The sequence below is a fragment of the Bradyrhizobium sp. B097 genome, assembly GCF_038957035.1.
GTDB lineage: Bacteria > Pseudomonadota > Alphaproteobacteria > Rhizobiales > Xanthobacteraceae > Bradyrhizobium.
In genome coordinates this window covers 859748-871735 of sequence record NZ_CP152412.1, presented here as the reverse complement: position 1 = coordinate 871735, position 11988 = coordinate 859748, and the positions used below count along the sequence as shown (strand labels likewise).

The window sequence follows — 11988 nt, the reverse complement described above, 5'->3', positions numbered from 1 at the left end:
CGGGCCGCGTCATCAGACCCCGGAATCACCACGCTTGCGGACCAGAACCGCCTCATGATGCGGCTCAGCGCGGGGACCCGAATCAGTCTGCGGCAGCCGCTTGAGTCGGGCGCCGACGATAACCTCCCGAAACGTCAGCAAGATTACAGATATGACGAACGGCGCAATATAGTAGAGCAGCCGGAACAACAGCATACCGCCGAGCAGATCCTCGCGGTCCATCTGCCAGAGGCCGACCAGCATGGCGGCGTCGAACACCCCGAGCCCGCCGGGGGAGTGGCTGGCGAAGCCGAGCAGGGTCGCCGACACGAAGATGACCGCGACCACGACGAAGCCGAGATTGGGCTCGTCCGGCACCAGCACGTACATCGCCAGCGCGCAGAAGCCGAGGTCGACGATGCCGATCGCGATCTGCAGCAGCGTCAGCGGGCCGCCCGGCAGGGTCACCGTCCAGGGACCGCGGCCGACCACCCGCGGCTGGGTCCAGACCCAGACCACATAGGCGACCAGCGCGATGATGATGCCGAACGCGAGCGTCCGGTTGAGCCAGGGCGGCAGCTGGTCGATGTTGGCTGCGGCTTCCGGATGATAGGCGATGCCGAGCCCGAGCACGGCGGCATTGCCGAGCCAGAAGGTCAGGCCGGCGAGAAAGCAGATCTTGGCGACGTCGATCGCGTTCAATCCCCAGGCCGAATAGATCCGGTAGCGCACCGCGCCGCCGGTGAAGACGCTGGCGCCGACATTGTGCCCGATCGAATAGGAGGTGAATGCCGCGAGCGCGTTCACGCGATAGGGCACATGGGCGTGGCCGATCGCGCGCACCGCAAACAGATCGTAGAAGGTCAGCGTGAAATAGCCGGCTGCGACGAACAGTCCCGCCAGCGCGATTTGTCGCGGCTCGGTGCTCTTGATGGCCTCGAACACCTCATTGGTGTCGATGCCGCGCAGCATATGATACAGGACGTAGCAGGCGATGCCGATGACGGCGATGCTGATGACAACACCCAGCCGATGCAGGATTTGCTTCTGGCGCAGAAACGCCATCGCCCTGCGTATTGCTTCCAGCATCTAGACCTCGAATTGCGATCCCGCGACGACGGCTCCCGGGCGAACCCCGCCGGCGCTTCGCTGTGCCCCGACCCCTGTAGCGCGTTTTAAGCCGGAGTGGAATTCGTCAAACGACAATAAAACGCGCATCTTCAAGATATTAGGGATGATTCATGACAGCGGGTGCACAAATATGCGCGTTTCTCGCCATCTTCGACAAGACTTGACATCGACGTGCGGCAGTTAGCCCGCCGAACGGTGCGCAAGGCCATCCGGAAAACTACGGGAAGCAGGAGCGACGCCGCGGCGCCCGCGTAGTGAAAATCGCCGCCGCAATGGTCAGGCGACGGCGATGAGGCAAGTCTGCGTCAATTTTTATGTCCGTGCCGCAGCCACTGTGGTGACGATTTCGGCAGCATCGGGGAAATGCCCCTTGACGCGGCGGGCGATCACTTTGCCGTCAAGCTTGACCTCGAAGACGCCGCCCTTGCCCGGCACCAGCTCCGGATCGAGCCCGAAGCGTTCGCGCAGCAGCGCGGCCGCCTCCCTGGCGCGCTTCTCGTAGCCGCACGGACGGCAATAAATGATCGAGAGGTCGGTCATGGCGTGCTCTCCCATCCACTCATGCCGCGAGATGTTGCGCGTTCACGGCTTCGATGCCGGCGATCCACCCCGCAACCGAGCGGCCGATCGCCTCCGGATGATCCTCCTGCAGATAATGCGCGCCCGCGCCGAGCTGAATGACCGCGCAATGCTGCAGCCTCGCCGCGAAATCCGCGGCGAAGGCCGGCGACACCAAGGCTCCGGGAGCCCCGGCGAACAACAGCTTCGGATAGGTCGATGCCGCGAGCGCCGCGTGCGCTGTGGTGAGCGCCTGATCGACGTCGGCAGGTTCGCCCGCGATCGGCAGCTCGCGCGGCAGCATCAAGGTCGGCTTGCGGCTCTCGCGCGTCGTAAACGGCGCACGGTAAGCGGCCATCTCTTCCTCACTCAGCTTGCGCAGCATCCCGTTCGGAAGAACGCGCTCGATGAAGGCATTGCCTTCCAGAATCATCGCCTCGCCCACACCTTCGGTCCTGAACTTGCGAAAGGTTTCTTCGCGCACGCCGTGATCGGGATCGAAATCGCTCCATGTCGACATCGGCCGGATGAACTCCATGAAGGCGAGCCCACGCACGAATTGCTGACGGCGCGCCGCAAGATGGAACGCGAGCGCCGTGCCCCAATCCTGCGCGACGAGATACGCCGAGCTGATGCCGAGCTCGTCGATCAGCGCATCGAGATAGTCGGCATGGTCGAAGAAGCGGTAGGCGATGTCGGGCTTGCCGGACTGGCCGTAGCCGATCAGATCGGGCGCGATGCAGTGCCCGACCGGCGCCACCAACGGCATGATGTTGCGCCAGATATAGGATGACGTCGGATTGCCGTGCAGGAACAGCACGTGCGGTGCGTCGCTGCGTCCGGTTTCGCGATAGGCCATCGTGGTCCCGAACACCGGGCGATGATGCAGACTGATATCGGCAGACATGGTCATGGCAACTCCTTGAACACGGTTTGGAAAGCGATCGTCTTGAAACGCTCGAGCGCGGCCGCGCTGCGCTCGACCTTCATGCGCAACATCGCGCCCTGCCAGGATGCGAGCAGGAAATCGGCAAGCGCATCGGGATCGAAGTCGGACGCGATCTCGCGTTTGGCCTGGGCTTCGGCGATGCAGGCCGCAAACGGCGCGCGCCATTCCCTGAAGATCTCGTCGAGCTGCTCGCGCAGCATCTCGCTCGAGCCCGCCGCCTCGAGGCTGAAATCGCCGATCAGGCAGCCGCGGGTGAAGCCGTCATGCGCCAGCTTGCCGGTGATGAGATCGAGATAGCGCCGGAGCCTGTCGCGCGGCGGCAACGTCGTGTCGCCGAGGGCTTCCGCGACGAGGCCACGCACATAGAGGAAGTAGCGGTCGAGCACTTCCGACGCGAACAACTCCTTGGAGCGGAAATGGTTGGTGAACGAGCCCTGCGGCGCGCCGGCAGCCGTGGTGACGTCGCGCACGCTGGTGCCGTGATAGCCGGTCCGGAACATTTCCTTCAGGCCGGCGTCGAGGATGGCATCGCGGAGAGAGGGTTTTGGCATGGACGCATTTAATACGTACGTACGTATTGATGTCAAGCAGCAAAATGCGTGCGGCCCGCCCCGCGCTCGGCGGCGCCGCTCAGTCCTGTTGGGTCAGGGGTTTGGGGTCAGCTCGCGGGCCTGCTGCGCGAAACCACCCAGTCGCGCAGCCAGGAGCCGATCGCGCAGCCGACGAGATAGAGCGCGAACATGACCAGGAAGAGATCGAGCCCGTAGCCGAAACGACCGGGCACGACCCGCGCAAACGATGCCGCCACCAGCGCGGCGGCGAGCAGCGCGAGCCAGCGCATCCACATCTTCGAGACGCCCGGCGCCCGATGCACCACCGCGATCCAGCCCATGCCGAAGCCGAGCAGCGCGGCGCCGAGCAGCCAACCCCAGAAGAATGTCGCAAGCACAGTCATCGCTACTTCACCACGAATTCGATGCGGCGGTTCTGCGCCTTGCCATCTTCACTCTCGTTGCCGGCGAGCGGCTGCGTGCTGCCGTAGCCGATCGGGGTGAAGCGGTTGGCAGGCAGTCCGGCGCGCACGAGGTAATCGACCACGGCCTGCGCGCGGCGCTCCGACAAGGCCTGGTTGGCCGCCTCCTCACCGTCGCTGTCGGTATGGCCGGCGACTTCGATCGTCGCATTGGGACAGCGCATCGCGGTCTCGATCAGGCGGTCGAGCAGACCGGCGGAGTCAGGCACGATGTCGGCCCTGCCGGACTCGAAGCGGATCTTACCCTTGGAGAGGATCTCGGAAAACAGCTGCTGACACACCGTCGGATCGACCGGCGCCGCCGCCGGCTTGACCGTGACCTCGGCCTTGTACTGCCAGCCCTGCGGAAAATCCTTGCCGAGCCCGTCGCGGATCTGGCCGGCCGCGGCATCATAGAGCGCATCGCCCGACAGCTTCACCTCGCGGTCCGACACCACGAGCGTCCCGGTCGACAGCCGCGACAGCGCGCCGAGCGCAGGCACCACGGCCGCCGCAAACCCTGACGGCGCGCCGAGGCTGGCCTTGAGATTGTCCACGACCTTTTCGCTGAAGAACTTGCGGCCGGCGGCGGCGACCAGCGCGGCATGCACGTTGTTGTCGGGCACATAGCCGGTCAGCGTCAGCGTGACGGCGACCGGATCCTTGTAGGCCTGGAACACGTAAGGCGGCGCCTTGATGTCGTTGGCGGCGATCGAATAGCCTTCTGGCAGATTCTTCAGCGCCGCCGCGACCGCTTCGCGTCCGCCGAGCTCGCGCGCCATGCCGGCAAGAGCAACCTTGTTGTCGGTCAGCGTGATCTTGCCTTCCTTCAATTTGCCGATCTGGTCGAGCAGCAACTGCGCCGCCGGGTCGAACCGCGACGGCGCACCACGTGCGAGCGCCATCTGATCCACCACCTCGACGCCGCCAAGACTCGCCTTCGCGGCCTCGGTCAGCTTGCTCTTGCTCGACGGCAGCGGCGCATTGCCGCCAAGCGTGACCCGCACCACGTCGCGTTCGGCGGACCACACAAAGGGCTTGGCTTCGGGAACGAGGCGGGTCTCGTCGTTGACCAGCCGCACGCCCGGCACGGCCTCGACCGAGGCCACTGCGCTGAGCCGGCCATCCTCGGAGAAGGCATTGGCCGCAAAGGTCACGTCGCGGCCGTCGACGCTGATGCGGCGCTTGTCGAGCACGGTGTCCTTGAGTGCGGCATTAGAGCGCGCAGCAAGATCCGCCTCGACCGTTACCGTTGAGGTCCAGGCCGCGATGCCCCACAGGACGACCAGTGGAATCACCCCCGGCCACCACTTGCTACTCCACTTGAAAAGTCCGTGCATTCAGCGTCCTGCGGGTCTGGAACCAGAGAGAAAACAAACCCTTGGCTGACTGTCAAACCCCAAATCAAAGGCCATGGCGGAGGCGCCATATTGGATCGGGATAACAGTTTCTTCAGTGGTCTTTCGCTAGGTTTGCGACGGAATGCAAATCGGCCAGCCCGTGCCCCTCATGAAACAACTCCGCAACACCGTGATCCGTGCCGGGATGGAGGCGTTGTATTTCTCGGGGGCGCATATCCTGCTTCGGCCGATCTTCGCCGGCGTCGGCGCCATCTTCATGCTGCACCACGTCCGCCCGCGCCGCGCCGACGCGTTCCAGCCCAACCATCATCTCGAGGTCACGCCGGACTTCCTGCGCGCGATGCTGACGCATCTGCGCGCGCTCGACGTCGATGTCGTCAGCATGGACGAGGCGCATCGCCGCCTCACCGAACGGAATTTCGCGCGGCGCTTCGCCTGCTTCACCTGCGACGACGGCTACCGCGACAACCGCGATTTCGCGCTGCCTGTGATGCGCGAGTTCGGCGCGCCGTTCACGGTCTTTGTCGCGAGCGATTTCGCCGAGGGCTGCGGCAAATTGTGGTGGATCGCGTTGGAGCGGATCATCGCGGCAACATCGGCGATCGAGGTGCCGATCGCCGGCGTCACGACGCGGATCGACACCGCGACGCCGCAAGCCAAGCGAGTTGCGTTCGGCCGCATGCACGACTGGCTGCGTTCGCTGCCGGGCGAGCAGGAGATGCAGGCCGAGATTTCCGCGCTGTGCGCCCGCCACGGCGTCGACGAGGCCAGCATCGCGCGCGAGCTCTGCATGTCCTGGGACGAGTTGCGCGGCTTTGCCGACGATCCGCTGGTCACCATCGGCGCGCACACCATCACCCACTGCAATCTCGCCAAGCAGAGCGAGACCGTCGCATCGTTCGAGCTCGCCACCAGCCGGGCGCGGATCGAGGATATGCTGCAGCGTCCGGCGCTGCATCTCGCCTATCCCTATGGCGACCGGATCGCTGCCGGGCAGCGCGAATTCGCCCTCGCCAGGTCGATCGGCTTTCGGACCGCGGTCACGACGCGGCCGGGCATGCTGTTTCCCGAAAGCGCCGACCATCTGACCGCGTTGCAGCGCGTCTCGCTGAACGGCAATTACCAGGACGCGCGGCTCCTGCCGGTGCTGACATCAGGCGCCGCCACCGCGGTGTGGAACGGCTTCCGCCGCATCGACGCGGCGTGATTGGCCGTTCGTAGCCCGGATGAAGCGAAGCGTAATCCGGGACGGTCGCATCCGCGGATAGCACTTCCCCGGATTTCGCTTCGCTCCATCCGGGCTACCGATCCCTTCCCTGTTCTTGACTCGATCCCCGGCCGCGCCCAGAACCACTGGCAACGCAATGGAGGAGCGCATGTTCAAGGATCTGTTCTCACTGAAGGGCCGCGTCGCACTGGTGACCGGGGGATCGCGCGGCATCGGCAAGATGATCGCGGCCGGTTTCCTCGCGCAGGGTGCCGCGAAGGTCTACATCACCGCGCGCAAGGCAGGTCCCTGCGAGGCCACCGCGCAGGAGCTCACCGCCGCCTATGACGGCGAATGCATCGCGCTGCCGATCGACATCTCGACCGTCGAGGGCTGCGAGAAGCTCGCCGGTGAAATCGTCAAGCGCGAGCCGAAGCTCGACATCCTGGTCAACAATGCCGGCGCGGCATGGGGCGCGGACTTCGACGAATTCCCCGAGAGCGGCTGGGACAAGGTGATGAACCTCAACGTCAAGTCGATCTTCTTCCTGACCAAGGCGCTGGCCAAGCCGCTGCGCGCGGCAGCGACCCATGACAAACCGGGCAAGGTGATCAACATCGCCTCGATCGACGGCATCTTCGTCAACCCGATGGAGACCTATTCCTATGCCGCCAGCAAGGCCGCGGTGATCCATCTGACGCGGCGGATGGCGACGCGCCTGATCAAGGACAACATCAACGTCACCGCGATCGCGCCCGGCGCCTTCAAGTCGGACATGAACAAGGCCGCGCGCGACCACGCCGACGAAGTCGCCAAGCGCGTGCCGGCGAAGCGCGTCGGCAGCGACGAGGACATGGCGGGGACTGCGATCTATCTCGCCTCGCGTGCCGGCGACTATGTGGTGGGCAACACCATCGCGGTCGATGGCGGCGTGGTCTATGCGACCGCAGGGCTGGAGATCGCGGGGTAAGCGACCGCGCCTCTCACCCCCGTCAGAGCATCACTGGTAATACACAAAGGGCGCCTCGCCCGCAGCGGGGCGCCCTTTCCGACGCCTCCGGCTAGCTCCATCTGAAGCACGCCGCCAGACTTCCCACACGCGATGATGTGAACTTCTGCTTCACATCACTCACGCGGGACATCACACGGGGCTCCGTCAAAGCGGACGCGCGCAGCATGGATATCCGAATAGCGACGGTCGGCCCAATCGATGAGGCTCGCCATCGGGTCCAGCAGGGATTGGCCTAGCGGGGAAAGGCGATATTCAACGCTCGGCGGCTTGGTCGGAAAGACATGGCGGGTGATAAGTCCGTCGCGCTCCAGGTCACGCAGCGTCTGTGTGAGCATGCGCTTCGAGATGTCGCGGATGGCTCGGCGAAGCTCGCCGAAGCGCCGCGGTCCCGTCGCGAGGGTCATGATCATGAGGATGCTCCACTTGTCGCCGATGCAGTCGAGCACGTCGCGCACCGGGCAATGCACGGGTTCTACCGACTGGGCGTCGTCCGATTGATATCGGCTGAATCGCTCGATCGCGCTCAATGCGTCGCTCATGCCGGTCCCCTTTTTCTCTCCTGGTTACAAAAAACTGCCTCCTTACGGTGCAGGTCGAAGGTCTCTATGTGAGACCTACCCTAGAATATAGGCCATTTAGCATCCGGAGAATACGCATGTTTCTAGTCACTGGAATCACAGGAAAAGTCGGCGGCGCAACGGCCAGGCATCTGTTGGCGCAAGGTAAGAAAGTACGCGCGCTGGTTCGCGACCGCGCCAAGGCGGCAAGCTGGACGGACCAGGGCGTGGAACTGGTGGACGGCGACTGGAACGACACGGCCGCCATCGAGCGGGCGCTCAAGGGCGTCGACGGCGCGTTTGTCATGTTGCCAGCCGTCTGGGCTCCCTCGCCGGACTTCAAGGAAGCCAAGGGCATCATCGCGAATTATGTCGAGGCGCTGACCAAGGCCGCGCCGCCGCGGGTCGTCGGGCTCTCGTCGATGGGGGCGAACAGAACCAGCGGGCTGGGGATGATCACGGCCCTGTCGTTGCTGGAGCAAGGCCTTCGCAACCTGACATCGCCGACCGCCTTTGTGCGCGCCGGCGGCTTTTTCGAAAACTTCCTCTACGGCCTGCACGTCGCCCAGGGCGGCACGCTCCCCGTCTACTACAACCCGACCGACCGGAAATCGACCATGGTCGCGACGAACGACATCGGTGCCGAAGTGGCGACGCTGCTGACCGGGCCGGCGTGGTCGGGGCATCGCGTCATCGAACTTGGTTCGATGATCAGTGCTGATGAAGTCGCAGCGCAACTGGGCGATGTCATGCAGCGCGAAGTCAGGGCCTTCGCCGTCCCGCGGGCCGAGTGGCCGGCGGCATTCGAGCAGTTCGGTATTCCGAAGGGCCAAACCGGACCGGCTGAAGCGGTGTTCGACGCCGTCAACGCGGGCTGGCTGGACCTCGGCGTAGCGGGCACGGAGCGCGTCGTCGGCACAACGCTTCCCCGCGATGTCTTCGCGGCGGCCCAGAAGGCCGCCACGGCTTAGGTCCGCGGATCAGCGATGAGATGCGACTTTCGGACCCGTTCCGGAAACTCGCATCTCCTTCGGAATGAATGCGTCGTGGCCGGCCGCCTCTCCGCGACGCCCTCATCAGAAAGGGATGGACAAATGTCAAAGATTTCCTGGCGCGAAGTCTCGGCCATGGCGCTTGCAGCTTTCTTCGTCGTGGGATCGCTCAGCAACATCTTCGCCCCTGGGTCAATCTACGAAGAATATCTGCGGTGGGGATACCCGTACTGGTTCCATTTCGTAACCGGATCGCTGGAACTCACGACCGCCGTTCTGCTGGCGCGGGCACGGACGCGGCTGTGGGGCTCGGCGCTCGGCTGCATCGTGATGTTGGCAGCGCTTGCGACCGTCACATTCCACGGCGAATACGGGCACGGCGTGGCGCCGCTTGTCGTGGCAACACTATCGATAGTCGTCGGCTGGATTGCCTGGCCGAAGCGGATCCCCAGTTCGGCATGACTGTCGCCACTGGAGGCCGCGGGAATCTCCGCGTGCGAGCGTTCACGCGTGACAATCTCAACATCGTCGCGCGGCTCCGTGCACGTCCGGACTGGCGAACGGCGAGTAGGCGCCCCCCTATTCGTCGTTCAAAGGCTCGACGCGAACGCGTCGACCAGCCCGTCGAACGCTTCGGCTCTTTCCCACTGCGTGGCGTGGCCGGCATCGTCGATCACCTGAACCTGGCCGCGCCATAATGTCGGCGCGGGCAGCCGTTGCAGATAGCCGAGATCGACCATCTGCTCCTCGCTGCCATGCACGATCGCCAGCGGAATCGCGAGGCCGCGCACGATCTCGACCTCGTCCGCGAAGCGGCCGGGCTGCACGCTGGCGCCGAGATAGCCGCGCGCGTTGCCGTCGGTGCGGCGGAAATCGGTGTCGACGAACGCGGGCAACGGCGCATAGTCCGGCGCGAAGACCGTTTTCAGCCAGGCCGCGATGTCGGCATCGCTGGGCGCCGGCGTGAACGTGGTGGCCGACAGCCCCTTGAACCCGGAGAACCCGTCCGGCGTCTTGGCGATCGGTGGCGTACCGAAAATCATCAGCCCGGCTGCCATCGGCAAGGACGGGGCTGCGTTGAGCACGGCGTGTCCGCCGAGACTCCAGCCCACCACCACCGCATCCTTCAGGCCGAGCTCTTTTGCGGCCGCCGCAATGCAGCCGGCGTAGCCCGCACCCGAATAACCGTGCTCTGGATCGGGCGCAGGCGATGAGCTGCCGTGACCGGGAAGATCGATCGCGACCAGCCGGTATTTGGCGCCAAGCGGTCCCTGGAGTTGCTTCTGCCAAATCTGCGACGACGACGAATTGCCGTGGATCAGCAAGATGTCGCGGCCGGTACCCGCGCTCTCGAAGCCCGCGATCGTCTGCTCACCGAACTGAAGCTTGAGCGGACGCAGGGTCGGCCCCGGAAAAATCTCTTCACTCATGATGGCCCCGCCGTAATCCCGATCCGCGACAACCGGCTCAAGCCGTCATTGCGGTTCATGTGTTGAAGCTTGTGATCTCCGGGCGAAGGCATCACGCGTGTCAAGCCGGGAAGCGCCGGCGCTTCATCGCGCGTGAGCGAACGCACGTCTCAAAAAAGAAAAGGGGCAAGCCAGGACCTTCTCGGCCTACCCCTTTTCGGCCCCTCCGGGAGGAGAGGAACTGCTAGCTGAAACTCAGCTCTCGATCCTCACATATTCGAAGTCGCCGGGCTTGTTATCGATGCCGACCTTGGGCGGCGAGATCCAGGAGGCGAACTCGCCGGGTTCGGTCACCGGCGTCATCAGCGAGGCGATGAAGTCGCCGTCCGCGGTCGACGGCAGCCAGTCGTTCTTGCGCTTGGCCCAGGTGGCGTCGTCGATCAAGAGGCCATCGGGCGTCGCATGGATGTCCTTGAACTCGCCGATCTGGCGGTGGAAGGCAGTGTTCGGCACCGCGAGCTTGTAGTCGATGCCCGCAGTCGAGATCACCTTGTTCCAGCGCAGCATGCCCTTGACGCAATCCTGCGTGTAGTCGTCGCGCAGCCGCATGTTGAGCGCGGTGAGCGCCGGCTCGTCGACCATCTTGATCTGGCCGTCCACCATCTTCATGACCGGATAGGTCGAGCTCTTGAGCTGGTGATCGTCCTCGATCGTGGTCTCCTTGTAGCGGCCCTTGATGCCGGCGTTGAAGGCGTTCGCCGCATTGGTCGACACTTCGGAGCCGAACAAATCGAGCGACAGCGAATAGTGCAGATTCAGCTTCTTCTGGATGGTCGGCAGGTCGATCACGCCGAGCGCGCGGATCCTGCCGATGTCGTTCGGATCGGTGATGCCAGCTTCCGTCATCGCATCGCAGGTGCGCTGCACGACGCGGGTGATGCCGGTCTCGCCGACGAACATGTGGTGGGCTTCCTCGGTCAGCATGAAGCGGCAGGTGCGCGACAGCGGATCGAAGCCCGACTGCGCCAGCGAGTGCAGCTGCATCTTGCCGTCGCGGTCGGTGAAGTAGGTGAACATGAAGAACGACAGCCAGTCCGGCGTCGCCTCGTTGAAGGCCCCTAACATGCGTGGGCTATCTGCATCGCCCGAGCGGCGGCGCAGCAAATCATCCGCTTCCTCACGGCCGTCGCGGCCGAAATACTTCTGCAGGAGGTAGACCATCGCCCAGAGATGGCGGCCTTCCTCGACATTGACCTGGAACAGATTGCGCATGTCGTAGAGCGAGGGCGCGGTCTTGCCGAGATGGCGCTGCTGCTCGACCGAGGCGGGCTCGGTGTCGCCCTGGATCACGATCAGGCGGCGCAGCATGGCGCGGTGCTCGCCGGGGACTTCCTGCCAGGCCGGCTTGCCGTAGTCTTCGCCGAACGGGATGACGCGGTTTTCTTCCTGCGGTGCAAGCAGGATGCCCCAGCGATATTCGGGCATCCGCACGTAGTCGAACTTGGCCCAGCCGCGCGGATCGACCGAATAGGCCGTGCGCAGATAGACCAGCGATTCCTGGAATCCTTCCGGACCCATGTCGCTCCACCAATCCATGTAGCCGGGGTGCCAGCCCTCCAGCGCCTTGAGCACCTGGCGGTCTTCGGCGAGATTCACGTTGTTTGGAATCTTGGTCGAGTAATCGACGTTCATGATGTTCATGGCCGTGCTCCTTGGTACCGTTTCGGTGCGTATCGCGTCTTGCTCAACCGTCATCCTGAGGAGCGCGTAGCGCGTCTCGAAGGATGCTTGTCTGGCGTTCTTGCCTCCAATCATCCTTCG

13 protein-coding genes are annotated in these 11988 nt (G+C 64.4%); 4 read left to right on the top strand and 9 right to left on the bottom strand.

The annotated features are described in order from the left end of the window. Window positions 1-12: 12 nt before the first annotated feature. The 6 genes from AAFG07_RS04010 to AAFG07_RS03985 all read right to left on the bottom strand — a co-directional run bounded on the left by AAFG07_RS04010 (window position 13) and on the right by AAFG07_RS03985 (window position 4969). Window positions 13-1068 (bottom strand): UPF0104 family protein, encoded by a 1056-nt coding sequence (locus tag AAFG07_RS04010; RefSeq protein WP_342726118.1) that lies wholly within the window; start codon window positions 1066-1068, stop codon window positions 13-15. 354 nt (window positions 1069-1422) lie between these two features. Then, window positions 1423-1650 carry an Rdx family protein gene (locus AAFG07_RS04005; RefSeq protein WP_342726117.1) on the bottom strand — a complete coding sequence of 76 codons (228 nt, stop codon included), beginning with the start codon at window positions 1648-1650 and terminating at the stop codon, window positions 1423-1425. 19 nt (window positions 1651-1669) lie between these two features. Beyond that, window positions 1670-2581, bottom strand: a complete 912-nt coding sequence (locus AAFG07_RS04000) for a haloalkane dehalogenase (protein ID WP_342726116.1) — start codon at window positions 2579-2581, stop codon at window positions 1670-1672. Beyond that, window positions 2578-3168 carry a TetR family transcriptional regulator C-terminal domain-containing protein gene (locus tag AAFG07_RS03995; RefSeq protein ID WP_342726115.1) on the bottom strand — a complete coding sequence of 197 codons (591 nt, stop codon included), beginning with the start codon at window positions 3166-3168 and terminating at the stop codon, window positions 2578-2580. Before AAFG07_RS03995 ends, AAFG07_RS04000 begins: the two co-directional genes overlap by 4 nt. A 107-nt stretch (window positions 3169-3275) precedes the next feature. Further along, complete coding sequence (locus AAFG07_RS03990; RefSeq protein WP_342726114.1) at window positions 3276-3572, bottom strand: hypothetical protein; 297 nt, start codon at window positions 3570-3572, stop codon at window positions 3276-3278. 2 nt (window positions 3573-3574) lie between these two features. Next, entirely contained in the window at window positions 3575-4969 is a 1395-nt protein-coding gene (locus AAFG07_RS03985; protein WP_342726113.1) for an OmpA family protein, read from the bottom strand. Window positions 4970-5138: 169 nt separating this feature from the next. Between AAFG07_RS03985 and AAFG07_RS03980 the strand changes: the two genes are divergently transcribed. Together AAFG07_RS03980 and AAFG07_RS03975 are read left to right on the top strand one after the other, a co-directional pair. Continuing rightward, entirely contained in the window at window positions 5139-6197 is a 1059-nt protein-coding gene (locus tag AAFG07_RS03980) for a polysaccharide deacetylase family protein (RefSeq protein ID WP_342726112.1), read from the top strand. 169 nt (window positions 6198-6366) lie between these two features. Next, window positions 6367-7167, top strand: coding sequence for an SDR family NAD(P)-dependent oxidoreductase (locus AAFG07_RS03975; RefSeq protein WP_342726111.1), 801 nt, complete (start codon window positions 6367-6369; stop codon window positions 7165-7167). A 155-nt stretch (window positions 7168-7322) separates the two neighbouring features. On the opposite strand, the gene AAFG07_RS03970 is transcribed toward AAFG07_RS03975, so the two are convergent. Further along, entirely contained in the window at window positions 7323-7748 is a 426-nt protein-coding gene (locus AAFG07_RS03970; RefSeq protein WP_207833556.1) for a helix-turn-helix domain-containing protein, read from the bottom strand. A gap of 116 nt (window positions 7749-7864) precedes the next feature. On the opposite strand from AAFG07_RS03970, the gene AAFG07_RS03965 reads away from it, so the two are divergent. Both AAFG07_RS03965 and AAFG07_RS03960 read left to right on the top strand, forming a co-directional pair. Continuing rightward, on the top strand, window positions 7865-8737 hold the full coding sequence (locus AAFG07_RS03965) for an NmrA family NAD(P)-binding protein (RefSeq protein ID WP_342726110.1): 873 nt from the start codon (window positions 7865-7867) through the stop codon (window positions 8735-8737). Window positions 8738-8860: 123 nt separating this feature from the next. Then, on the top strand, window positions 8861-9220 hold the full coding sequence (locus AAFG07_RS03960) for a DoxX family protein (RefSeq protein WP_342726109.1): 360 nt from the start codon (window positions 8861-8863) through the stop codon (window positions 9218-9220). Window positions 9221-9348: 128 nt separating this feature from the next. Here the strand turns inward: AAFG07_RS03960 and AAFG07_RS03955 are convergent, their stop codons facing one another. Beyond that, the gene (locus tag AAFG07_RS03955; RefSeq protein ID WP_342726108.1) at window positions 9349-10188 is read right to left on the bottom strand and encodes an alpha/beta hydrolase; all 840 of its coding nucleotides are present in this window, start codon (window positions 10186-10188) and stop codon (window positions 9349-9351) included. A 234-nt stretch (window positions 10189-10422) separates the two neighbouring features. Then, a complete protein-coding gene (boxB, locus tag AAFG07_RS03950) occupies window positions 10423-11859 on the bottom strand; it encodes a benzoyl-CoA 2,3-epoxidase subunit BoxB (protein ID WP_342729048.1) in 1437 nt (478 codons plus the stop codon). Between the last annotated feature and the right edge of the window lie 129 nt (window positions 11860-11988).